Genomic DNA, 24,296 nt, shown 5'->3' with positions numbered 1-24,296 from the left:
CAGGTGGGTTCTGTCAGGTTAAACAGATCGGCCCGTCAGGCTAAACAGGACGCCATGTTGACGATCCGCAAACGCGACGCAAGCGGCACGACCGCCAAGGAGGCCGACCACCAGCCGCGCGTTGTGGTCGGCGAGGACGGCGGCGTCCTCGGCTGCGCTTTCTCCGGGACCTGGACGACACGCACCGTGGCGCTCGTCGATGCCGAGATGCGCAAGATCGAGCAACGCAGCGGCTTTCAGACATTGGCGCTCGACCTCTCGCATATCGAGAAGATGGACACCGCCGGGGCCTGGGTGATCGACCGTCTGGTCAGCGCCTTCGAAAAGCAGGGTGTGAAAATCACGATGCAGGGGCAAAGCGAGGTTGCCTCGATCCTGCTCGGCGCCGTCGGCGACGCCGTTCGACGCGAACCTGATTCCGGCATCGTTGGGCCGCCGAACATCGTCATTCGCGCGCTCGAGGCGGTTGGCCGCCGCGTCTATGAGATGCGTGACGATTTCCTGGCCGCGATGAACATACTGGGCGCCACGATACGCGGCGCGCAGATGAAGCTTGGCCGCGGCCATGCGGTCAATCCGGCGGCGATCTTCAACCAGATGGACCGCATGGGCGTCGGCGCCATCCCGGTGGTTGTGCTGATGTCGGCCATCGTCGGGGCGATCGTCGCCCAGCAAGGCGCCTATCAGCTCAGCTATTTCGGCGCCGATATCTTCGTCGTCGACCTTGTCGGCGTGCTAATCCTGCGCGAGCTCGGCGTGCTGATGACTGCGATCATGATCGCCGGCCGTTCGGGCAGCGCCATCACGGCTGAAATCGGCTCGATGAAAATGCGCGAGGAGGTCGACGCGCTGAAGGTCATCGGGCTCAATCCGATCGGCGTTCTGGTGTTTCCGCGGCTGGTCGCGCTGGTGATCGCACTGCCTTGCCTGACGATCATTGCCAATTTCGCCGCACTCGGCGGCGGCATACTGGCGGCATGGCTCTACTCCGACATCGCACCGGCCGCCTTCATCGACCGGCTGCGCGTTGCCATCGATCTCAGCACCATCTTTGCCGGGCTGATCAAGGCGCCGTTCATGGCCATGATCATCGGCACGATCGCCTCGGTCGAAGGCATGAAGGTCGGCGGCAGCGCCGAATCGCTCGGGCAGCACGTGACTGCTTCGGTGGTGAAGTCGATCTTCGTGGTGATCATCCTCGACGGGCTTTTCGCCATGTTCTACGCAGCGATCGAGTTCTGACATGGCGCTGCTTGGCACAAAACCGACCACGACTACGCAAAGGGCCGACGAGGACGAGATCGTGCTTTCTGCGCACGACGTCACCGTCTCCTTCGGCGACAAGGTCATTCTCGACAAATTGTCGCTCCATATCCGGCGTGGCGAAATTCTCGGCTTCGTAGGCGCCTCCGGCGCCGGCAAGTCGGTTCTGCTGCGCACCATTCTCGGCCTGGTGCACAAGCAGTCGGGAACGATCAAGCTGTTCGGCGTCGATGTCGAAAAGGCGAGCGAGAGGGAGCGCCTTCGCATCGACATGCGCCTTGGCGTCCTCTTTCAACACGGCGCGCTGTTTTCGGCGCTCACGGTGCTCGAAAACGTGCAGGTGCCGATGCGCGAATATCTCGATCTGCCGAAAAAGCTGATGGACGAGTTGGCGATGCTCAAGGTCGAACTGGTCGGGTTGCCGCCGGATGCGGCGCAGAAATTCCCGTCCGAGCTTTCCGGCGGCATGATCAAGCGTGCGGCGCTGGCGCGCGCGCTGGCGCTCGACCCCGAGATTGTGTTCCTGGACGAGCCGACATCCGGCCTCGATCCGATCAGCGCGGCTGAGTTCGACGAACTGGTCGTCAAGCTGCGCGATACCATGGATCTGACCGTATACATGGTCACGCACGATCTCGACACGCTGTTCACCGCTTGTGATCGGGTGGCCGTGCTCGGCAACAAGAAAGTGCTGGTCGAAGGCACGATCGACGACATGCTCAAGAGCGAGGAACCCTGGGTGAAATCCTATTTTCGCGGAAAACGTGCGCGGCAACTTGATCTTGCGGCCCGCGCGTAGCCATAAGTGGATAAATGGAAACCAGAGCCAACTACGTCATTGTCGGCATTTTCACGCTAGCCGCGATCCTGGCGGCATTCGCGTTCGTCTATTGGACGGCCGCGATCGGCGACAGGGGTGAGACGGCGATGCTGCGGGTGCGCATTCCGGGATCGGCTTCCGGCCTCGGCCGCGGCAGTTTCGTGCTGTTCAACGGCGTCAGGGTCGGGGATGTCAGGCGCGTCTATATCGACCCCGCCAATCCGAACGACGCCATAGCCGAAGCCGAAGTAGGCCGCACGACGCCGATCACCAAATCGACGCAGGCCGATATCGGGATCGTCAGCCTCGCCGGCCAAGCGAGTATCGAGCTCAGGGGCGCTGACCCCAAGGAGGTCAACCTTCTCGACCAGGCGGAGCAGGAGGGCCGCGTCGCCGAGATCGTCGCCAACCCGTCGGCGGTCACCAACCTGTTGCAGACGGCGCAGAACATCTTCACCCGCGCCGATACGGTTCTCTCCCAGCTCGAAGGCTTCACCAGCGACGTTCGCGGGCCGCTGACGCAGACCGTCAACAATGTGCAGACCTTCTCCGATGCGCTGGCCAAGAACTCTGACGGCATCGACAAATTCCTCGCCAGCGTCAGTTCGCTGTCGGAGGAACTGAGGGGCGTCTCGGGCAAGCTTGACGGCACGCTGAAGGCGGCGGAAGGGCTGCTCAACGCCGTCGACAAGGATCAGATCAAGAGTATTGTCGCCAACGTCGATACGGTGACCGAGAACCTGAAGGAAACCAGCAAGCAGTTCGACACGGTCGTCAGGAATGTCGACACCGCGGTGGGGTCGATCAACGATTTCGCCCAAAGGACGCAAGGCACGCTGGCCAAGGTCGACGGCGTTCTCGACGGCATCGATCCGGCACAGGTCCGCACCGCGCTGGCCAACATCCAGAAGGCCAGCGAAAACGCCAACGAGGCTGCCGCAGACATCGCCAAGGTGACCAACAAATTCGCCAACCGGGCCGACGATATCGACCAGACGATCAAGGACGCGCAGCAGCTCGCGGAGCGCCTCAACGACGCTTCGGTGCGTGTCGAGGGCATCCTCGTCAAGGTCGATACATTGCTCGGCTCAGGCCAGGCCGACGGCATGATAGCCGATGCCAGGAACACGCTGAAATCGTTCAAGCAGGTTGCCGACACGCTGAACGCCCGCCTCGGCACCATCACCGACAATCTGGCGCGATTCTCCGGCCAGGGCCTGCAGGACGTCGAAGCGCTGGTCCAGGACAGCCGTCGTTCGATCAACCGCATCGAAGAGGCGGTGACGGATCTCAGCCGCAATCCGCAGCGAATCCTGTCAGGCGGCGAAGGCGAGGTTCGGCAATTCGATGGCAGGGCGCGGCGTTGACTTCGGCTTTCGCCGGCCCCAAGAACGGCAGGCAAGTACGCTGCGGATGCGATTTGCTCATTCGATTCGGGGACAACGGGGATCGCGTGTGAAGTCGGTCGTGCTTAAATTGGGCGTGCTTAGATTGGGCGAGGTCAAAGCGGGCGGGCCCACTGCGGGTGTGGCATTGCTTGCGCTTTCGCTGGCCGGCTGCGCGTTTTTGCCGGGCGGCGGGCCGACGCCCCTGGACACATTCGAACTGTCGGCGCCGTCGCTCGATGCGCGCGGCCGCGGCCGCCAACAGATCCTCATCGCCCAGCCTTCCGCGCTCAAGGCGCTGGACAGCCAGAACATCGTCATCAAGCCATCGGTGCGCTCGATCCAGTACCTCAAGGGAGCGCAATGGGCCGACCGGCTGCCGCTGATCGTGCAGGCGCGGTTGGCCGAGACATTCCAGCGCTCGGGCAGTTTCGCCGGCGTCGGAAAGCCGGGCGAGGGCCTGGCGATCGACTATCAGGTGATCGTCGAGGTTCGTTCCTTCGAAGTCCGCGTCGACGGCGGCCAACATGCCGAGGTCGAGCTGTTCGTGCGGATATTGAACGACCGCAATGGCGAGGTGCGTGCCTCCAAGAGCTTCAACGCGACCGCGCCCGTCTCGGGCAGCGGCAACCAGGCCTATGTCGACGCGCTCGACAGGGCGTTCGGCGATGCCGCCAAGGACATCGTCCGCTGGACCGATGCGGTGATCTGACCTCAGCCGGAATTGCCGGGCACTCAATTGTCGCTGCCGGCGCCGGTAACGATGGGAAATTCAAACCCGAAGCGATTGCTCTAAAAGGCGGGAATTTCCCGCCTTTTTCCGCTCGCCCATCGTCTGATCAATGCAGGCGGCCACTGGCGTGGGCTAGCATCGTATAGACCTTGCCGGTGTCCGACGTCAGGTAGGTCTGCGCCATCATGTTGTCGCGGTCGTTGCGCGAGACGTCCTTGAGCAGCTTTTCGAAGTCGTCACAGTAACGGTCGACGGCGGCGCGGAATTCCGCCTCCATCTGATATTTGCGTCGGATCTCGTCGAACGTCTGCTGTCCCTTCAGCGTGTAGAGACGTCGGGTAAACACGTCACGCTCGCCGCTCCGGTAGCGGTTCCACAGTTCGATCGAGGCGTCGTGATCGATAGCGCGGGCGATGTCGACGGAAAGCGAGTTGAGCGACTCCACGACATGAAGCGGCGAGCGCTGGGCAGGGGCTGCCGAGCGTGGCGCTTCCGAAGGTGCTGCTGGCTTGGCGGCCTCTTCGCGCGATGCCCCGGTCAAGAGATCGCGCACCCAGCCGCCCTGCGGCGCGCGGCCATTAGGGTCGCGCTGGCGCGGCGCCGTCTCCGTCGGGCGTTCCAGGTCGCCGCGCAGTGCGGTGTCACCCGACGGTGCCTGCGGGGCAAGGGGTTCCGGGGCCGGAGGACGGCGCAGCGGCTCAGTGGCGCGCGGGGCAGGCGCCTGTTGTGCCGGGCGCAGGTTGCGCGGCTCCGAGGAGTCGGTGCTGCGGCCAGATTTCGCAACGATATCAGAGAGTTCCTTCAGGGCGTTGATCTGCTCGGAAACGGCACGGCGGATGGCCGTGGTCGATTCCTTTGCCTCTTCCGGCATCTCGATGACACCCTTCTTGAGCTCGGCGCGGGTAAGGTCGAGCTCGCTCTTGATCGAGCTGGCGGTGCGTCGCATCTCCTCGGTCGCGTCGGCAAAGCGCTTGGTTGCCGAATCGACGACGTCGGCAATGGAGGTACGGATCTTGTCCGCCGACTCCAGCGTCTTGCCTTCGGCGTTCTGCAACGTCTGGCCGACCAGATCCTCGAACGAGCGCATGACTTTTTCGAGATCCTCCGACTTCTTGACCAGGCCGACGGCGAGGTCCTCCAGCGACGACTGCCTTTCCAGCGTGTGTTCGAGGTTGCTCTGGGCCGAGCTCAACAGGTCTGAAGCACTCGACAGCAATCGGCTGTGCTCGTCGAACTTGGTGGCGATCGAGGCAACCTCGCGCAAGGTCGAGGACGACAGCTCGGTAAGCCGTGTCGTATTCGAATCGACCAGACGCGCCGAGCTGGCGAAAGTCTGCGCGGCTTTTTCCGTTGTCGCCGCAAAGCTTTGCGTGCTGCCGGTCAGGCGTTCGTCGACCTGGCCGAGATTGGCCGCCGCCTGTTCGATCAGCTGGCCGAGCTGTGCGCTCGAGGTGCTCATGCGGCCGATGAGGTCGGCGACGCTGTCGGCGAGCGTCGAGCGCGCCCCTTCGACGGCCGACAATGTTTCGGCCGTGCGGCTGGCGAGCGCGTCAACCAAGGCGGCGTTTTCGCTGCGCAGCTTCTCGGTGGCGCGTTCGGTCACTTCTTCCATGCTCTTTTGCAGTTCCGAGCCGCCGTGGGCGAAGCGCTCGACCAGGGGCCGAGCCGTTTCATCGAGGATTTTCGAGATCTCGGCCGAACGTGCCGCAAGCATGGTGTTGAGTTCGCGGGTGTTGGTGCCGATGGTCTTGGCGGCGTCGTTGGTGCTCTGGCCGATATGCTGGCCGACCGCAGTGAAGGTTTCGGCGATCGAGTTGGCGCGCGAAATGAGCTGCGCCTCAGCGGTCGAAACCTGCTCGTTGAGCTTCTGGCCTATCGTTTCGGTGGTGTTGACCAGACGGTTCTCGACGCCGGCAACCTGTTCCTCGACGCGAGCCGCCGCGGCCGCCGCGCTGGAGGCCAGGCGCTCGTCGGCGCCGGCGAGCGCCTGCTCGATCTCACGGGCGTGGACGGCCAGGTCCTGCCCGGTCTGCTTTGCACGTTCGGCAACCCGCTGCTCGGTGCTGGCGAAGGCCCCGACGATGTTGTCGGCATGTTCTCCGATCGTCGACGTGCTGTCGGCGATACGCGACACCAGGCGGTGATCCGCCTCATCGAAGATGCGGCCGATCTCGGACGCGCGGGCCGACAACGCTTCCGAACCTTCGGCGATGCGCGAGATCAGCTGCTGGTCGGCAGCATCGAAAATGCGGCCAAGGTCCGATGCACGCGCTGCGAGCGCTTCGGCCGATTCGCCGATGCGCACGCTGAGCCGTTCGTCGGCGCCTTCGAAATTGCGCAGGATGTCGCCGGCGCGTTCCGCCAGCGACTGTGCCGTTTCGACCGCGCGGGCAACCAGCTTCTGGTCCGCCGCATCGAATGTACCGGCGATCTCGCTGGCACGGGCAGCCAGCTGGTCGGCCGTTTCCTGGGCGCGCGCCAGCAACGAGTTCGAGGTGTCGTCGACGCGGGCCATGATTGCGCTCGATGCACCCTCCGCCCGGGCAACGAGCGCGCTTGACGTGTCTTCGGCACGTGCGGCGAGGCGGCGATCCGCTTCCTCGAAGGTGCGTGCGATATCCTCCGCCCTGGCGAGCAGGGCAGCAGAGGTCTGCTCCGCCCGTTCGGCGATCTTGCGATCGGCGTCACTGAAAGCCGCGCCTGCCTGCTCATGCAGTGCGCTGGTGACTTCCATGACCTTTTCGCGCAGCGCTCCGGCAACGAAGACGGCGCTCTTTTCGAGCACGTTGCGGACGTTGTCGACGCCGGTCGACAGCGCGCGCTCCATGGTCCCGGCACGCTCCTCGATGATGCCGGTCTGGCGGCTGAACGCCTGCTCGATCTTTTCGACGTCGGCGGCAATGGCGCCCGAGATGTCGGTGCTCCTGGCGGCGATCTGGTCGATATGGCCGGACAGGGAACGGTCGACTTCCTTGCGCGTGTCGGCGAGCTTGGAGAGGTCGTCCTCCAGCGCACGGGTCAGCGCGTCGCGGCCTTCGGTCAGCTTGCCGACGTGCCCGGCGATGATGTCGTCTATGTCGCTGCGGCTCGCTGCAATTTTCTGCAGGTCTGCTTCCAGCGCACGTCTGAGGATGTCGCGGCCTTCGGCCAGCTTCTCGACCTGGCCGGAAACCAGCCCGTCGATGCTCGACCGGCTTTCCGCCAGCTTGGCGAGATCGTCTTCGAGCGCCTTGGACAGGATCGAGCGGTCCTGGATGAGCTTCTCGGCGTGGCTGTTCACAAGACCGTTGACGCTGCCGAGGTCGGCCTCCAGCGCCCGCGCAAACTCTGCGCGATTGTCGGTCAGCTGCTGAGACTGGTCGGCGACGACACCCTTGATGGTGTTGAGGTCTGCTTCCAGCGCACGTCTGAGGATGTCGCGGCCTTCGGCCAGCTTCTCAACCTGGCCGGAAACCAGCCCGTCGATGCTCGACCGGCTTTCCGCCAACTTGGCAAGATCGTCTTCGAGCGCCTTGGACAGGATCGAGCGGTCCTGGATGAGCTTCTCGGCGTGGCTGTTCACAAGACCATTGACACCGCCGAGATCGGCCTCCAGCGCCCGCGCGAACTCTGCGCGATTGTCGGTCAGCTGCTGAGACTGATCGGCGACGACACCCTTGATGGTATTGAGGTCGGCTTCCAATGCGCGTCTGAGCAGGTCGCGGCCTTCGGCCAGCTTCTCGACCTGGCCGGCAACCAGCCCGTCGATGCTCGACCGGCTTTCCGCCAATTTGGCGAGATCGTCTTCAAGCGTCTGGGACAGGGTCGAGCGGTCTGCGGCGAGCCTGTTCATGTGATCGGAGATCAGGCCGTTCACATTCTGCAGGTCGGTCTCCAAGGCTTGCGACAGTTGACCACGATCTTCCGCCAGCTTTTCCGACTGGCCTGAAATGACGTCCTTGATCGTGTTGAGATCGGATTCGAGCGCGCGCTTGAGGATGTCGCGGCCTTCGGCCAGTTTCTCGACCTGGCCGGCAACCAGCCCGTCGATGCTCGACCGGCTTTCCGCCAGCTTGGCGAGATCGTCCTCGAGCGCCTTCGACAGGATCGAGCGGTCTTCCACAAGCTTTTCCGACTGGTCCGATATAACGCTTTTGATCGTGTTGAGATCGGATTCGAGCGCGCGCTTGAGAATGTCGCGACCCTCGGCCAGTTTCTCGACCTGCCCGGTGACCAGCCCATCGATGCTCGACCGGCTTTCCGCCAATTTGGCGAGATCGTCTTCGAGCGCCTGGGACAGGGTCGAGCGATCTGCGGCGAGCCTGTTCATGTGATCGGAGATAAGGCCGTTCACGCTCTGCAGGTCGGTTTCCAACGCCTTCGAGAGATTATCACGGTCTTCCGCCAGCTTTTCCGACTGGCCTGATAGGACCTCCTTGATCGTGTTGAGATCGGATTCGAGCGCGCGCTTGAGGATGTCGCGACCCTCGGCCAGTTTCTCGACCTGGCCGGCAACCAGCCCGTCGATGCTCGACCGGCTTTCGGCCAGCTTGGCGAGATCGTCTTCGAGCGCCTTCGACAGGATTGAACGGTCCTCGGCGAGCCTGTTCATATGATCGGAGATAAGGCCATTCACGCCCTGCAGGTCGGTTTCCAACGCTCGCGCCAGTTGACCACGATCTTCCGCCAGCTTTTCGGACTGGTCTGATAGAACGCTTTTGATCGTGTTGAGATCGGATTCGAGCGCGCGCTTGAGAATGTCGCGACCTTCGGCCAGTTTCTCGACCTGCCCGGTGACCAGCCCATCGATGCTGGACCGGCTTTCGGCCAGCTTGGCGAGATCGTCTTCGAGCGCCCTCGACAGGATTGAACGGTCCTCGGAGAGCCGGTTCATGTGATCGGAGATAAGGCCATTCACGCTCTGCAGGTCGGTTTCCAACGCCTTCGAGAGCTGACCACGGTCTTCCGCCAGCTTTTCCGACTGGCCTGATATGACCTCCTTGATCGTGTTGAGATCGGATTCGAGCGCGCGCTTGAGGATGTTGCGGCCTTCGGCCAGCTTCTCGACCTGACCGGCGACCAGCCCATCGATGCTCGACCGGCTTTCCGCCAATTTGGCAAGGTCTGCCTCGAGCGTTTGCGAAAGCAGGCTGCGATCGTCGGCGAGCCTGCCCGAATGGTCCTCGATCAGGCCTCGGATACCCGACAGATCGTCTTGGAGCGAACGCGAAAGCTCGCTGCGGTCTTCCGCCAGTTTGGCGGAATGGGTCTCGATGAGACCTTTGATGCCGACAATGTCGGTTTCCAACGCCTTGGCGAGCAAGGCACGACCTTCGGCGATCTTCTCGACCTGGCCAGCGACCAGGCCGTCGATGCTGGCGCGACTGTCGGCCAGCTTGCCGAGATCGGCATCGAGAGCGCGTGAAAGGATGCTGCGGCCTTCGGCGAGCTTCCCAACATGGCCGGCAACCATTTCGTCAATGATCGTGCGGGCTTGCACAAGTTTTCCGGAGTCTTCGTTCAAGGCCTGCGAAAGCCTGTTGCGGCCCTCTTCGAGCCGTTCGAGATGGCTGCCGAGCGACGCATCGATGGCGGCGCGCGACTCGTTGACCTTGCGCAGATCCTCCTCCAGGGCGCGCGAGATCAGGTTGCGGCCTTCGCCAAGCTTTTGCACCTGGTCGGTGACAGCCGCGTCGATGCCGGCGCGGCTTTCGGCGAATTTCTCCAGATCGGCCTGCATGGCCGCCGTCATGTGTTCGCGGCTTTCGGAAAGCTTGCGGCTGTGGTTCTCGACAGCCTCCTCGATGCCGACGCGGGCATCGGCAAGCCGCTGGATGTCGGCGTCGAAGGCGCGCGACACCACATGACGGGCCGCTTCCATGCGGCCGGCGAAATCGCCGGCGCGTGCTTCGAGCATCGACGAGGTCGACGAAACGATGTCGGCCATGTCGGCGCCGATCTGGGTCTTGCCCTGATCGATCATCGCCGAAAGCGTCTCCTTGCTCTCCTGGAAGGTATGGGCGATTTCGCGCGCGCGCTCGACCAGCGTCTCGTTGATCTGGCGTGCGCGGGCCTCCAGCGCGGCGTTGAGCTTTTGGGTGCCGGTGTCCAGCGCTTCGGCGCGGGTCTGGAACTCGCTGATCAGCCCCTGGCCGCGTTCGGCCAGCGTCCGCTCGATGCCGTCAAGGCTGGCTTCAAATTCGGAGTTGAGCGTGCGTGCGGCGCCGCCGAGCAGCGACACCATGCCGGAGGTCCGATCGTCGAGCAGATCGGTCAGCGACCGGGTGAGGCCGTCGGTCGTCTCCGTCAGCTTGGCAATGCGTGTGTCGAGAAGGCTGGCAAAGGCTTCGCCGGAGGTCGACAGCCGGTCAGTGATGGATTCGAGCCGGCCTTCCACCGAATCGAAGATCGACAGCGAGCTTTGGTTGATCCTGTCGATCAGCGTGTCGCCGGAATTGGTGATGGTCATCGACAGGTTGGTCGAGGCGTTGAGGATGCTGTCGCGAATAATGTCGCTGGCAGCCCCGATTTCATCCTTCAGCGTCTCATGCGCGCCGGTGATCGAGGCGCGCACGCGTTCGGCGTGGCCGACCACCGCTTCGCGCTCGCTGCCCAGCCCATCGACAAGCGAGCGGATGCGGGATTCATTCTCCGAATAGGAGCGCTCGATCTGGTTGACCTCGCTGTGGACCAGGGTTTCGAGCTCGACGGCACGTGCAAGCGTGCGCTCGATGCCTTCACCCATGGCCGCAACCTCGCGGCGCACGGCTTGCCCGATCATCATGACGCGATCCTGGGCGATTTGCTCCGGCTCGGTCAGGCGGAAAGCCACTTCCGTCATCGACTGAGCGGCGATGCGCATCTCCTGCGCGCGGCGGATCATGGCTGCAAACGCCCAGAACAGGAGGACGGGCAGGATCGCAGCGATTGCCAGGCCAATCAGTTCGGGACGGGCGAAAAACTGGCCGGGCGTGCGGATTTGCCAAATGCCTGGGCCAAACAGCAGGTTTGCCAATGCACCGGCGCCCGCGACCCAGGCGAGCGAAACGAGCGCCACGACCCAGTAGATCGTGTTCGAGGCACGCCGATTGAGGGTGTGCAGCAGCGTCTTGTAATCTTTTTGACGAGGATCGTTGGCCGGCGTGAAGCCGGCCGACTGCGTGCCATTGCGCGTTTCAACGGGGCGCGTTTCAACAGGGTGCGTCTCAAAAGGGCGCGTTTCAACGGGGCGCAGCTCAGCAGGGCGCGGTTCAGCCGGCCTGGCGTTTGCCGCTTCTCTCTGGTCCTGGGCGTTCTGGTCCTGATTGGCGGCAAGCTCGGCATTCTGGCTCTGGTTGACGACAGGCTCGGCATTCTGATTCTGGTTGGCGACAGGCTCGGCATCCTGGTTCTGGTTGGCGACAGCCTCGGCATCCTGGTCACGGCCCTCGCGTGCCAACTCGTCGGCGGCCTGCGATATCTGCGCTTCCAGATCCTCCATCGACGCGGCGATGTCGAGGTCGCCGCCAGCATCACCGTTCAGATCGATTTCAAGTGCTTTTTCGAGTTCCCTGGCTACGTCGTTGTCGAGCGTTCTTGTCGTCGTTGTTTTCTTCGCCATGCCTTCGCTACCCTGTACAAGCTGCCGCGGGACTTGTTGATTTTGCTTTTCGTGTCCCACGCAAGAGGCTGAAAATGGACCTTTCGTATCGTAATGACACACCGGGGTAAAGAAAACATGCATTCGGTGCGATACGTAAAACTTTAAATATAAGGTTAACAGAACTGTGATTCCGGCGCCGCTATCGCAACATTTTTCCGGGCCAATCATTAACCCGTCGTCCACAGGATGGGCCTATTTTTTGGCGGCTGCCTATTTTTGGCGGCTGGAAGAACGGAGTTGCAGAGTCATGCGTGGCGAAAACGGCATTGCCTTCTCGATGCCCGGCGGCGATGTGTCGGGAACGGCCGGGTCGCGGCCCGTGGACCTGGCGCATCTGGCGCGCCAGACGATGGGCGACCGCAGCCTCGAACAGGAGGTGCTGGCGCTGTTCGTGCAGCAGGCATTGTCGGTTCGCGACAGGATCGTCGACGCCGATGTGAAGCAAAGACTGCTCCTGGCGCACGGGCTGAAAGGCTCGGCGCGCGGCGTCGGGGCCTTCGCTGTTGCCGATTGCGCCGGCGCGATCGAACTTCAACCTGAAGATACCAATACCCTCAAGCGGCTTGGCTCCCTGATCGAAGAAGTCCGCGATTTCGTCGCCGCCATCAGCCGTTAAACCCGTTTCCGAAAAAAACGGCATAGAGCGACGCTTTCGCGCCGCAGTTGACTTGTCTGCGGGAGTGATTATCTCGGCTGGGACTCCCTTCAGGTGACAAATGACCAAGCTGACCTTCATCGCCCATGATGGCACACATTTTGACGTGGATGCCGAAAACGGCTCGACCGTCATGGAGAACGCGATCCGCAACGCGGTGCCGGGGATCGAGGCCGAATGCGGCGGCGCTTGCGCCTGCGCGACTTGCCATGTCTATGTCGATGAGGCGTGGACGGCCGAGGTCGGCGAGCCGGAAGCGATGGAAGAGGACATGCTGGACTTCGCCTACGACGTCCAGCCGAACTCACGGCTCTCCTGTCAGATCAAGGTGCGCGACGCTCTCGACGGCCTGGTTGTGCGCGTGCCCGCCCGCCAGGGCTGAAGCGTGGAGGCTTAAGCGGGGGATATAGCCGATTTTTCCGGCGCCGGCTTGGCAGCGGGCCAACGGTCATGCAGTGTCGCGCCGTTCTCTACAGCGCCGCACGTTCCCTGGACCACGCAAAGCACGCTGTAGCACGGTGATTTGGCGCAGGATCCCCGGCGAGAATCGATTCCGATTTTCGGGGTCATGCGCATCGAAGGCGCATTCATGACCGATATCATCAGGACGGACGTATTGATTGTCGGGGCAGGGCCTGTCGGCCTGTTCGCCGTGTTCGAGCTCGGCCTCTTCGACATGACATGCCATCTGATCGACATACTCGATCGGCCCGGCGGGCAATGCGCCGAACTCTATCCGGAAAAGCCGATCTACGACATTCCCGGCTGGCCATCGATCTCGGCCCAGGGCCTGGTCGACAGACTGCTTGAGCAGATCGCGCCGTTCAAGCCCGACTTCACCTTTAACCGCATGGTCTCGAGCCTCGAAAAGCTCGAGGACGGCAGCTTTCGCGTCATCACCGACGAGAACGAGGTGTTTGAAGCCAAGATTGTGGTTATCGCCGCCGGCGGCGGCTCTTTCCAGCCGAAGCGGCCGCCAATTCCGGGCATCGAGCTTTATGAGGGCAAGAGCGTCTTCTACTCGGTGCGCCGGATGGAGGAATTCCGCGGCCACGACCTGGTTATCGTCGGCGGCGGCGATTCGGCGCTCGACTGGACGCTGAACCTGCAGCCGGTGGCCAAGAGCGTGACACTTGTCCACCGGCGGCCGGAGTTCCGCGCGGCGCCCGACAGCGTCAACAAGATGTACGCCATGCAGGAGATGAAGGAACTGGATTTCCAGGTCGGGCAGGTGACCGGGCTGACCGGCACGGACGGCCATCTCTCGGCGGCGACCATCAAGGGTCCCGATGGTGACAGCGAGGTGCCGTGCACTCGGTTGCTGCCGTTCTTCGGCCTGACCATGAAGCTCGGACCGATCGCCGAGTGGGGGCTCAATCTTCATGAGAACCTGATCCCGGTCGACACCGAGAAATTCCAGACGTCGGTACCGGGCATCTTCGCCGTCGGCGACATCAACTGGTATCCCGGCAAGCTGAAGCTGATCCTGTCGGGCTTCCATGAGGTCGCGCTGATGGCGCAGGCGGCCAAGCGTATCGTCAGCCCCGGCGAGCGCATCGTATTCCAGTATACGACGTCGTCGACCAGCCTGCAGAAGAAGCTCGGCGTCGCCGGCTGAGTCTCTTACTCGACGAGAATCGCCCTTACCGTCTGGCCGAAGCTAGCTAACCCGGCAGCTGGCCGTTTTCGATGCGCTTCATGCGATAACGCAGCAGCCGCAGGATGCGGCTTTCGAAATTGATGGTTTCGACGCGATCGAACTGCATCTGAGCGCGGTCGTGCTTGGCAAGAATAGCGGCGGAGATCTCCGCTGCCTTGGCTTTGGCCTCCTGGCACGTCTTGCGCGGGTGGGTCGCCTTCAGCGCATCCTCGAGTTCGCCGGCATGGTTCTTGGCGATCTCGACATGGCGATCCTCATGACGCTTGATGTCGGCGGACAATGTATCCCAAAACAGCCTTACGCCGGCATCAGCCTTGCGCGGGCGGCGCCAGTCGGGAAGGATCACCTTGACCTTGACGGTGACATTGGCGTCGGCAATCGCGCAGGAGTTCGATCTTTCCGCATAGCTGACGCGGGTGGTGAACGCCATCTGCGTGGCGCCTGGATGCCGCATCCCGGTGCTCTTCACCCGAGGTCCAAGTTTCGTAAGCTGGGATCCGATATCATCGAGCGTTCTGCCGCCGATGCTGAAATAGCTGTATGTCTTCACCAAATTCGCCGTGCCCGCCGGCAAGGCGGAACAAGCAAGCATCAGGGCGCAAAGCAGGGATCGTTTCATCATGTTGCCTCTTTGCCTACCTTGCGCTACGGCCGTTGCCGACGCAACGGAATTGATCTTTGGTGGATCACACATGGTTTATCGACAATGACGACAGGGCGATGGCAGTTGGCGCATGGGCGCCATCTCGACCTTGGCGGCAAGGCGGTGATCGTCGGTATTCTCAATGTCACGCCGGACAGTTTTTCTGACGGCGGACTGTTCGTCGCGCCCGAACAGGCGATCGCCCAGGCGCGCCGGATGGTGGAAGAGGGGGCCTCCGTCATTGACGTCGGCGGGGAATCGACACGCCCCGGCGCATCTCCGGTAGCCATCGAGGAAGAGCAGGCCCGCGTGCTGCCTGTCATCGAGGCGCTCGCCGGGCTCGGCGAGGCGCTGATTTCGGTCGACACCTATCGTGAGGACACCGCCCGGCTTGCCGTCGCCGCCGGCGCCCACATCCTCAACGACGTCTGGGGCCTGCAACGCGAACCAGGCATCGCGCGGGTCGCGGCCGAAACCGGCGCCGGCCTTGTCATCATGCACACCGGGCGTGACAGGCAAAAACTGCCCGACGTGATCGAGGATCAGTTTTTCTTCCTCGGGAAGTCCCTGGAAATCGCCCGGCGAAGCGGCGTTGCCGACGACCAGATCGTGCTCGATCCGGGCTTTGGCTTCGCCAAGGAAACCGCGGAGGAAAATCTCGACCTGATGGCACGGTTTTCCGAGCTCGATGCCTTGGGCTTTCCGCTGATGGCCGGTACATCGCGAAAGCGCTTTATCGGCGCCGTCACCGGCCGCGACGCCTCGGCCAGAGACGCCGGAACAGCGGCGACGAGCGTCATACTGAGGCTTAAGGGCGCGCGGCTTTTTCGCGTCCACGATGTCGCAATCAATGTGGATGCGCTGGCGCTTGCGGATGCTATGCTGGCGCGTGAAACCGCCGCATAGCTCGCAAATTGAAATCGATTCCAGCAGGATGCGTAGATTAAAAGCCCAAAAGCGTAGTCTGTGCGCCCAAGCGGACGCGCATCGCTCCAATCGAGCAGGACGCTGAGCGATGTATGTCATCCGCATGAAAAATTGCGCCTTCTTCGCTCGGCACGGCGTGCTGGATGAGGAGGAGACGCTCGGCCAGCGATTCTATGTCGACGCTGCGCTCACCGTCGAACCCGGCCGCGCGCTGGTCGATGACTCCATCGAGGATACCGTCCACTATGGCGTTGCCTTCGGGGTGATCGAAAAGATCATCACCGGGGAGAGGCGTTTTCTGATAGAAGCGCTGGCGCTGGAGGTGGCCCGGGCGCTGACAGCCCGCTTTCCCCAGATAAAAAGGGCCGAGATCACTGTGCGCAAGCCGAACGCGCCGGTGCCCGGCGTGCTCGATCATGTCGAGGTGACCGTTGCCTGGCCCCAATAACACGGTCTACCTCAGCCTTGGCGGCAATCTCGGCGACCCGGCAAAGTCGATGGGCGCGGCGCTGCGCATGCTGGACGCCGACGGGAACACGCGCGTCGTTGTCGTCTCCTCGCTTTACCGCACGCCGCCCTGGGGCAAGCTCGACCAGCCGGATTTTCTCAATGCGGCCGCCGAAATTTCGACCGTGCTCGCGCCACATGCATTGCTCGATCTCTGTCTCGACGTCGAGCGCAGGCTGAAGCGGGTGCGCGAGGAGCGCTGGGGTCCACGGCTGATCGACATCGACATTCTGGTGTTCGGCGATCGGATCATCCACGAAACCGGGCTGGAAGTGCCGCATCCGCGCATGCTGGAGCGCGCCTTCGTTCTGGCGCCGCTGGCCGAGATCGCGCCTGACCTCACCGTCGACGGCAGAAGCGCGGCGGAGCGGCTTGCCGCTCTCGACAGCGCCGGCATCCAGCAATTGTCGTCCGGCCGGGATTGGTGGCTGACCTAAAGCATCGAACCAAAACCTCTACCCACTTTTGGCTCCGATGCACTGAGCTCAGCCGGAAAACCCGCCGCCGTCGAGGAACACCTGTTCTTCCGGCGTCGTCTCTCGGCCAAGCATCCTGTTTCGATGCGGAAAGCGGCCGAAGCGCTGAATGATCTCCAGGTGCTCGACGGCATACTTCAGATAGGATTGGGCTTTGGCGGTGGTGAGGTCCACCGATTTGAGCTGGTCGGCGAGATGCTCCGAATGCTCATAAGGCAAATAGAGGAAGACGCGAAGCTCTTCGTCGAGCGCCAGATCCTGGCCGGCGGCGATCGCCTTTTCGGCAAAATGCCTTGCCAGCGGGTCGGTGGCATACATATGGCCGGTGCCGCGAAAGCAGTTTCGCGGGAACTGGTCGAGCAGGATCATCAGCGCCAGTGAGCCTTCGGCATGCTCCGACCATCCGTCGCATTCACGCCGCGCGGCAGCGTAATGCAGCTCAAGGAACCAGTTGCGGAACTCCGCGTCGAAGGCGTCATTCTTCTCGAACCATGTATCTTTCCCGGCGTCACGCCAGAATTTGGTGACGGAGAGCGCGCGCTCGTCCAGTTCGATCATCTGTTTGCTCTCCAATGTTTAGTCGGCAGGCTCGGATTTGTGCAGAACGCCGGCGGTTTCTTCATTGAGCGCCTGACCGGAGCGGCGCGGCTGGCTGAGCGGTGTCGGAATGGGTGTGCCGATATTGCCCTTGAGGAAGCGCGCTCCGGCGCGAACCCCTTCGGCGAGCTGCAACTCGAAACGGGCGGAATCGCGGTGGCGGACGTCCTCGATCACCTCGGCGACTTCCTCGGGGTCGACGCCCAGTGCTTCCAGCGTGGAGCCGCCGAAGACAAGCGCTGATTCGAAGGTTTCGCGAATCTGGAAATCGACGTCGGCACGTATCAACTGCAGTGCGGTTCCGCGGTCGAAAGCGCGTGCCAGCACGGTGAGCAGGGGAAACTCCGCCTTGATCAGCTTTGCGATGCGGACGGCGACATCGGGCTTGTCGACGCAGATCAACACGGCGCGCGCGCGGCCGGCGCCGGCGGCACGCAGAATGTCCAGCCGCGTGCCGTCGCCATAATAGACCTTGAAACCGAAATCGGCCGCCGCCTGGATCATCTCGACCTCATTGTCGATGATCGAGACGTCGATCCCGCGCAGCAGCAGCGGCTGGCTGGCGATTTGGCCGAAGCGGCCGAAGCCGATGATCAGCACGCTGCCGGTCAGGCCATCGGCCATGTCGACGCCTTCGAGCGACTGCTCGTCGCGTGGCGTCAGATACCGCAATGCCAGAATGGCCAGCGGCGTCAGCACCATGGAGATGATGACGATCGCCGTCAGCGTCGCGTTAGCCTGGCTGTCGATGATGCCGACCGCCGCCGCGGCGGAATAGAGAACGAAGGCGAATTCGCCGCCTTGCGCCATGAAGACGGCGCGCTCGAGCGCCTCCCGGTGGCCGGTCTTGAGGATGCGGGCGACGAGATAGATGCCGATCGCCTTTATCACCATGTAGGCGACGACGTAGATGGCGACAAGCCGCCAGCTCTGGGCAACCACGTGCAGGTCGAGCGACATGCCGACAGCGAGGAAGAACAGCCCGAGCAGCACACCGCGGAAGGGTTCGATGTCGGCCTCGAGCTGATGGCGGAAGGTGGATTCCGACAACAGCACGCCGGCCAGGAAAGCGCCCATCGCCATCGACAGGCCGCTGAGCTGCATGGCAAGCGCCGACCCCAGAACGACCAGAAGGGCGGCGGCGGTCATCACTTCGCGGGCGCGGGCATCCGCCAGGATGCGGAAGAACGGATTGAGCAGGTAACGCCCGGCCAGCACCAGCCCGACGATGGCGGCAAGACCGATGCCCACCTCCGTCAGCCGCTGCGTCAAGCTCATATCGGCGCCGCCCGGTGCCAGGAAAGCGATCAGCGCCAGCAGCGGCACGATCGCCAGGTCTTCGAGCAGCAGGATGGAGACGATGCGCTGGCCTTTGGGCGCGGCCATCTCACCGCGTTCCTCCAGAAGCTGCATGACGATCGCCGTCGAGGTCAGCACGAAACCGGCGCCGGCGACGAAGGATTGCGAGACCGGAAAACCTCCCGCCAGTCCGACCCCGGTCAGCAACAGCGCGCACACGCCGACCTGCAATGCGCCAAGGCCAAAGATCTCTCGCCTGAGGCCCCACAGCCGTGACGGCTGCATCTCCAGCCCGATGATGAACAGGAACATGACGACGCCGAGCTCGGCGACGTGAAGAATGGCTTCCGATTCGGAAAAGATGCCGATGCCGAACGGGCCGATGACCACGCCGGCCGCCAGATAGCCGAGGATGGAGCCAAGCCCGATGCGCTTGAAGATCGGCACGGCGACAACACCTGCGGCGAGCAGCGCCACGACGTGGATCAGATCGCTGCCCGCTGCTTCTGCCGCCATGCCTGCCGTTCCATTCTCTCTAGGGACCGCTGCACGTGCTGCGGCATCGAGCCGCCAAGATAGGGGCTTCGGCTGAGATCGAACAGTCCGAATCCGAGACTGGTGCAGCAGTGTTGCAGGCGCGCTCAGGTGGCCGGGGCTGCCGCTTTTTTGGTGAATATGAATTAGTGAATAGTGAATAGTGAATAGTCAGTAGTAGTCTGAAGTGATATCTAATCCCATTCACCTATCACCATTCACCATTCACCATTCACCATTCACCATTCACTACTCACGGCGCGATGGAGCCGACTTCGAGCGTATCGACACGCTTCAGCTTCATGCCGATGACCGGCACCAACTGCTGGTCGACGCGCACCGCAACCGTCACTGTCATCGAATTGTCGTTGGGGACAAGAGCCTGCATGACGCCGCGCAACTGGTTACGGTTGATGGTGAAGACGACCTTGTTGGCGCTGACCACGTTGCCGCCGATGATGTCGAGCCCGGAACCGGCGGCACCGCCCATGAAGCTGCCCTTGTAGCCCTCGCGGCCCTTGTGCTGGATCGTCGCCGACATCTGCTGGGTGAACATGCCGACCCGGCAACCGCCGTCGAGCGACATGCCGATCTTGCCGTCCGGCGTCGAACCGGTGAAATTGCAGGTGAATTTCGTGCCTTTGTATTTGCCGGCGACGATTTCCCCCGGGCCGACCCATTCGCCTTTCACCGATTGAAAGAACTTCTTGTCCCGTTCTGCCGCAAAGGTCTTTTCGGCCATGCCGGCGGTTGTTGAAACCACGACTGCCATGGGCAGGACGCTAGACAAGATCACGCTTTTCATCGACGACACCCGGCAACAAAGAGACTGGTTTGAGAACCCGTCCGACCATGAACAAGATTGGTTAATGCTTCGTCACCGCTTGCGCATGGACCCGAAAATCGGACGTGGTTTGCGCTCGGATCATGGGCAGAACAAACGTGCTGCAGCATCCCTTTGCGCGCCACTAAAGCGCGTCGCGTTCGGCCGCCCTGATGCGACGCGCTTTAGGTTGTTGTTTCCATGCATGTCGTTATCGCAAAACCGCTGCACACTTTGGCGCGACATGCATTAGGACGTGCCGCGTCGGAGACGGTCGTCAGGTGTCGGAAGCGGATGTTTCCTTCTGCTTTTTGGTTGCAAATGATGTCAGCGCGGACAGGAAATCGCCCATGCCGGGCCGCCTCGCGGCGCTGAAGGGCAGGGGCCTTGCGGTCTCCATCGCAGCAATGCCGATGCGCGCCGTCATCATGCCGTTGACGACGCCTTCGCCAAGTTTTGCCGAGAGCCGGGCGGCAAGGCCATGGCCGACGATCTGCTGCACGAAACTGTCGCCGACGGCAATCGAGCCGGTCACCGCCAGATGGGCGAGAACGCTGCGCGCCAGCCGGAAGAACCCCAGCGTGCCCGGCCGGCCGCCATAAAGCTCCGACAGGCGGCGAATCAGCCGGCCGGCTTCGAACACGACATAGGCGACGTCGACCAGAGCGCGAGGGCTGACCGCCGTCACCAGCGACACACGCTTTGCCGCTTCGAGGATCATCACCTTGGCGCGCGCATCGAGGGGGCCGAGGATTTCGGTCTCGGCCAGGCGCACCAGATTGCCACCGTCGATGATCTCGTCGCGCAAGTCTGCCAGGGCGCGTCTGCCGGCCGCGGTTTCGGGCTTGGCCGCGACAAAGGCCGACAATTCGTCGACCACGGCGCGAGCGGCTTTCGGATCGTCGCGGGCGATGGCGTCTAGCGCCCGCTTCTGCAGCTTTTCGACCTCGGCGAGGCGGGCGATCGCCAGGAACTCGCGGGCAAGGATGACCAGAAGCGCGAGCAGCGCGATCACGGCCATGCCGGCGGCCAGCCAGCCCAGCCATTCGGCCCGCGCGAACAGATCGCGAATCAGCTGGTCGGTCCAAAGGCCGAGGGCCAGCGAAACCAGAACGCCCAATGCTCCGAAAAACAGGCTGCCTGATATCGAGCGCTGCCTCGGCGCGGTCGCCGGCGGCGGTTCGGCGGCGATGATGTCCGGCTCGTCGAAAACGTCGATTTCCGCCGGCGTGACGACGGCAAGGTCAGCGTTCACGGTGCGTGGTTTTCTGGCCGCAGCGGCGTCGGGCTGTCGCAAGGCCGCCTGTTGCTTTGGCGGGGCTTCCGGCTCGATGCGAAATGCCGCCGGCTTGCGGGGCGCGGTCATGCCAGGTGATCTCCGATCAGGAACTGCAGGGCGCGGTCGAGCCTGATATGCGGCAGCGACAGCGTGACGCCTTCGGCAGTGCGTTCGAGTTTTGGCGGGCGAAAGCGCACGAAGCGGATCGCCGGATCCTCATTGCCCTGCCGATGGCCTGGGCTCTGCCGATGGCTCGGGTTCTGCTGACGCTCTGGTCCGGAGACATCGAACACTGCATCAATTTTCTCCGGCAAGTCACCGGGAAATATGGCTGTTTCTGTTCTTCCATCAAATGTTTCGCCGTTGATCTTTTCACCTTTCAACGGTGTGCCGATGATGACCGGCAGCGTTTCCCGGCCTTGCTTGACCGTGCCTTCCCGGGTCGCTCGCATCGCCGCCAGGGCGACCACGTCGACATCGGCGCCGGTGAAATTCGCGCGCGCCACGGCGCGGTCGGCGAGCCGCCGCACGATCGCCTGCAGCCGGTCATGGCTTTCGTGATGCAGATGGTCCGCCTTTGTCGCCGCCACCAATATGCGGTCGATGCGCCTTGAAAAGAAGTCGGTCAGGAAATTGCCGCGGCCGGGGCGGAAGCAGGCAAGGATTTCGGTCACCGCACGTTCGAGATCGGCCATTGCGCCGGGTCCCGCATTCAAGGCCTGCAAGGCGTCTATCACAACGATCTGACGGTCGAGGCGCGTGATGTGCTCCCGGAAGAACGGCTTTACGACGTGCGTCCTGTAGGCCTCATAGCGCCGCTCCATCATCGCCTGAAGCGACCCGGGCCGCGCCCGCCGCTCGCTCAGGCCCGGCAGCGGCGCGAAGGTCAGCGCCGGTGAGCCCTCAAGGTCGCCGGGCATCAGGAAACGGCCGGGTGGCAGGGTCGAAAGCGCCCGCTCGTCGAGCTTGCATGCCTTGAGATATGCGGCGAAGCTCTCGGCGAGGCGTCGCGCCGTCATCTCATCGGCGTCGGCATTCGGGTCGATTGCGGCGGAGAGCGCGCGCCATTCCTGCGAAAGGTCGGCGCGCACCGGCAGCACGGCCATGTCAAAGGCTTCGCGTGAGAAATCGGTGTAGGATTTGCCGAGCAGCGGCAGGTCAAGCAGCCATTCCCCAGGGTAGTCGACGATATCGACCGACAATCTGCCTGATGAGAACATGCGGCTCCAGCCGGAGGCCGATTCATATTCGATGGTAAGCCTCAGCTCGGAAATGGCACGTGTCGAATCCGGCCACAGGCGGTCGTTGACCAGGGCCGCGATGTGGTCCTCGTACTGGAATCGCGGCACGGCGTCATCGGGTTGCTCTTCGAGGAAGGCACGGGCGATACGCCCCGATTTCTGCGCCTCGAACAGCGGCAACCGCCCGCCATGGATCAGATTGTGGACAAAGGCTGAGATGAACACCGTCTTGCCGGCGCGGGAGAGGCCGGTAACACCCAGCCGCAGCGATGGCGAAAAAAGCCCGGTAGCGCGCCCCGACAGCGTATCCAGGGCAATCTTCGCCTCGTCGGTGAAAGTGGTCAGCGATGATGCCAAAATGCGGTCTCTCGGGGCTTCGGTCCGCCCCGATATAGGCGCTGCCGGCTAGTGTGGCGAATCCGAAATTCGCAGTACCTTGGAGCATCGCAGTGAGCGAATTTCGGTTTCTAAGTCACACTGGCAAACCATCGTTTCTAGCGTGGTTTTGGATTTGAAGTTCCTGAACGCTGATGCCATTGAAGTGGCAGGAACTTCAAATCCACCACGCTACGTTTGAAATGGCGTCAGATCTCGGCCGGCGACAGGAAGGCTTCAAGATAGCCGGTGCCTTGCGCGGCGTTGGCAAGACTGCCTGGAAAACGCACGACCGCGAGGCCGGAGGTCGGGAAGCCGTGGTTCAGCATTCCCCTGGCGACCTCCTCGCCATCGCCCGAAAGCGCGATAGTGAGATCTTCCGTCATCGGATTGTGGCCGACGACCAGCAGCGAGCCTGGCCCGCCATTGCCACGGATGAGGTTGAGATAACCGGCGGCATCCTCGCTGTAGAGCGTCTCCAGGAACAGAACCCGGCCCGTATCGGTGTGACCGGCAAGCCCCTCAAGCGTTTGGCGGGCTCGCTTTGCATTCGAGCAAAGGGTCAGGTCCGGAATGTAGTTGCAGGCCCGCATGACCGCACCCATCGTTTCGGCGTCGGCGACGCCGGATGCGTCGAGTGGACGATCGAAATCGCGCATGCCCGGCAGGGCCCATCCGGCCTTCGCATGCCTCAGCAGATAAAGCTTGCTCACCCGTCCCTCGCTTGTGCCAAACACCGAAACTCGTCAAAAGGCGCTGCGGGATTAGTCATGAGAAACGCCTTGCGCACAATGGCCGGCGCCCTACAAACCTAACGAATCATACGCGAATTCGGTCGCGCCCTTCATGCGAATGATGCAGCCCATGGCGTATTGGCCGAGATTAACAATTGCGTGAATCAGTCGTCGATTGCGCTTGTGCAGCATTCGGTCCGTGAATATATAGGCGCCAAATTTGGGGCTGTCTGGGTGAGTCGAATGAACGACATCGTTGCCGCCGATTACGTACCCTCCGAGGACGAGCCGTTCATGAACGAGCGGCAGAAATCCTACTTTCGCCTGAAGCTCGTCACCTGGAAGAATGACATACTGCGCGAAGCGCGCGAAACTCTCGAAATCCTGCAGCAGGAAAACGCCAACCACCCCGATCTCGCCGATCGCGCCTCATCGGAAACCGACCGCGCCATCGAACTTCGTGCCCGCGATCGCCAGCGGAAACTCATTTCAAAGATCGATTCTGCGCTTCAGCGCATCGATGAAGGCACTTACGGTTATTGTGAGGAAACCGGCGAGCCGATCGCGCTGAAGCGGCTCGATGCGCGTCCGATCGCGACCCTGTCGATCGAGGCGCAGGAGCGCCACGAACGCCGCGAGAAGGTCTACCGCGACGACTGAAGCACGGGCGAAGCGTCTAAAACGCAGCCAATAGCGAATTTGTCATGGCCGGTCTCCGGCCATT

Annotated in this window: 20 protein-coding genes; 12 read left to right on the top strand and 8 right to left on the bottom strand. The window is 62.7% G+C overall.

All coding sequences use genetic code 11. The annotated features are described in order from the left end of the window. Positions 1-54: 54 nt before the first annotated feature. The 4 genes from AC0L2B_RS20780 to AC0L2B_RS20765 are packed head-to-tail and all read left to right on the top strand — an operon-like array spanning position 55 to position 4,180. Complete coding sequence (locus AC0L2B_RS20780) at positions 55-1,242, top strand: ABC transporter permease (RefSeq protein ID WP_027155114.1); 1,188 nt, start codon at positions 55-57, stop codon at positions 1,240-1,242. A 1-nt stretch (position 1,243) separates the two neighbouring features. Beyond that, entirely contained in the window at positions 1,244-2,062 is an 819-nt protein-coding gene (locus AC0L2B_RS20775; protein WP_473490266.1) for an ABC transporter ATP-binding protein, read from the top strand. A 14-nt stretch (positions 2,063-2,076) separates the two neighbouring features. Continuing rightward, complete coding sequence (locus AC0L2B_RS20770) at positions 2,077-3,450, top strand: MlaD family protein (protein WP_473746646.1); 1,374 nt, start codon at positions 2,077-2,079, stop codon at positions 3,448-3,450. 46 nt (positions 3,451-3,496) lie between these two features. After that, positions 3,497-4,180, top strand: coding sequence for an ABC-type transport auxiliary lipoprotein family protein (locus AC0L2B_RS20765; protein ID WP_473520507.1), 684 nt, complete (start codon positions 3,497-3,499; stop codon positions 4,178-4,180). A gap of 127 nt (positions 4,181-4,307) precedes the next feature. On the opposite strand, the gene AC0L2B_RS20760 is transcribed toward AC0L2B_RS20765, so the two are convergent. Further along, positions 4,308-11,414 (bottom strand): kinesin, encoded by a 7,107-nt coding sequence (locus tag AC0L2B_RS20760; protein ID WP_473746698.1) that lies wholly within the window; start codon positions 11,412-11,414, stop codon positions 4,308-4,310. Here AC0L2B_RS20760 and AC0L2B_RS20755 point away from each other — a divergent pair. The 4 genes from AC0L2B_RS20755 to AC0L2B_RS20740 all read left to right on the top strand — a co-directional run bounded on the left by AC0L2B_RS20755 (position 11,379) and on the right by AC0L2B_RS20740 (position 14,095). Beyond that, positions 11,379-11,852: a hypothetical protein gene (locus AC0L2B_RS20755; RefSeq protein ID WP_473746697.1), complete on the top strand. Its 474-nt coding sequence runs from the start codon at positions 11,379-11,381 to the stop codon at positions 11,850-11,852. The two genes, AC0L2B_RS20760 and AC0L2B_RS20755, sit on opposite strands and share 36 nt — an antisense overlap. 217 nt (positions 11,853-12,069) lie before the next feature. Beyond that, positions 12,070-12,438 carry an Hpt domain-containing protein gene (locus AC0L2B_RS20750; protein WP_027151987.1) on the top strand — a complete coding sequence of 123 codons (369 nt, stop codon included), beginning with the start codon at positions 12,070-12,072 and terminating at the stop codon, positions 12,436-12,438. Positions 12,439-12,538: 100 nt separating this feature from the next. After that, positions 12,539-12,859: a 2Fe-2S iron-sulfur cluster-binding protein gene (locus tag AC0L2B_RS20745; RefSeq protein WP_006334837.1), complete on the top strand. Its 321-nt coding sequence runs from the start codon at positions 12,539-12,541 to the stop codon at positions 12,857-12,859. Positions 12,860-13,066: 207 nt separating this feature from the next. Beyond that, positions 13,067-14,095, top strand: coding sequence for an NAD(P)/FAD-dependent oxidoreductase (locus AC0L2B_RS20740; RefSeq protein WP_287123223.1), 1,029 nt, complete (start codon positions 13,067-13,069; stop codon positions 14,093-14,095). A 46-nt stretch (positions 14,096-14,141) separates the two neighbouring features. Here AC0L2B_RS20740 and AC0L2B_RS20735 read toward each other — a convergent pair whose 3' ends face one another. Then, positions 14,142-14,759: a DUF922 domain-containing Zn-dependent protease gene (locus AC0L2B_RS20735; protein WP_473520503.1), complete on the bottom strand. Its 618-nt coding sequence runs from the start codon at positions 14,757-14,759 to the stop codon at positions 14,142-14,144. Between the two features lie 84 nt (positions 14,760-14,843). Here AC0L2B_RS20735 and folP point away from each other — a divergent pair, with 84 nt between their 5' ends. The 3 genes from folP (at position 14,844) to folK (ending at position 16,651) form a co-directional block, all read left to right on the top strand. Continuing rightward, positions 14,844-15,686: a dihydropteroate synthase gene (gene folP, locus AC0L2B_RS20730; protein ID WP_473746645.1), complete on the top strand. Its 843-nt coding sequence runs from the start codon at positions 14,844-14,846 to the stop codon at positions 15,684-15,686. Between the two features lie 109 nt (positions 15,687-15,795). Further along, positions 15,796-16,155 carry a dihydroneopterin aldolase gene (gene folB, locus AC0L2B_RS20725; protein ID WP_473746644.1) on the top strand — a complete coding sequence of 120 codons (360 nt, stop codon included), beginning with the start codon at positions 15,796-15,798 and terminating at the stop codon, positions 16,153-16,155. Then, on the top strand, positions 16,139-16,651 hold the full coding sequence (gene folK / locus AC0L2B_RS20720; RefSeq protein WP_473746643.1) for a 2-amino-4-hydroxy-6-hydroxymethyldihydropteridine diphosphokinase: 513 nt from the start codon (positions 16,139-16,141) through the stop codon (positions 16,649-16,651). Before folB ends, folK begins: the two co-directional genes overlap by 17 nt. A gap of 48 nt (positions 16,652-16,699) precedes the next feature. Here the strand turns inward: folK and AC0L2B_RS20715 are convergent, their stop codons facing one another. The 6 genes from AC0L2B_RS20715 to AC0L2B_RS20690 form a co-directional block, all read right to left on the bottom strand. Then, on the bottom strand, positions 16,700-17,248 hold the full coding sequence (locus AC0L2B_RS20715; RefSeq protein ID WP_473746642.1) for a DUF924 family protein: 549 nt from the start codon (positions 17,246-17,248) through the stop codon (positions 16,700-16,702). 18 nt (positions 17,249-17,266) lie between these two features. Beyond that, positions 17,267-19,102: a monovalent cation:proton antiporter-2 (CPA2) family protein gene (locus tag AC0L2B_RS20710; RefSeq protein WP_473746641.1), complete on the bottom strand. Its 1,836-nt coding sequence runs from the start codon at positions 19,100-19,102 to the stop codon at positions 17,267-17,269. 271 nt (positions 19,103-19,373) lie between these two features. After that, entirely contained in the window at positions 19,374-19,925 is a 552-nt protein-coding gene (locus AC0L2B_RS20705) for a hypothetical protein (protein WP_473490259.1), read from the bottom strand. A gap of 295 nt (positions 19,926-20,220) precedes the next feature. Then, positions 20,221-21,309, bottom strand: coding sequence for a YcjF family protein (locus tag AC0L2B_RS20700; RefSeq protein WP_473746640.1), 1,089 nt, complete (start codon positions 21,307-21,309; stop codon positions 20,221-20,223). Next, entirely contained in the window at positions 21,306-22,820 is a 1,515-nt protein-coding gene (locus tag AC0L2B_RS20695; protein WP_473746639.1) for a YcjX family GTP-binding protein, read from the bottom strand. Before AC0L2B_RS20695 ends, AC0L2B_RS20700 begins: the two co-directional genes overlap by 4 nt. A 227-nt stretch (positions 22,821-23,047) precedes the next feature. Continuing rightward, complete coding sequence (locus AC0L2B_RS20690; protein WP_473746638.1) at positions 23,048-23,551, bottom strand: SixA phosphatase family protein; 504 nt, start codon at positions 23,549-23,551, stop codon at positions 23,048-23,050. A 264-nt stretch (positions 23,552-23,815) separates the two neighbouring features. Between AC0L2B_RS20690 and dksA the strand changes: the two genes are divergently transcribed. Next, positions 23,816-24,232, top strand: coding sequence for an RNA polymerase-binding protein DksA (gene dksA / locus AC0L2B_RS20685; protein WP_292483123.1), 417 nt, complete (start codon positions 23,816-23,818; stop codon positions 24,230-24,232). The last annotated feature ends 64 nt before the right edge of the window (positions 24,233-24,296 follow it).

It is taken from the genome of Mesorhizobium sp. WSM4815 (genome assembly GCF_055811575.1).
This window is presented reverse-complemented; position numbering and strand designations above follow the sequence as displayed.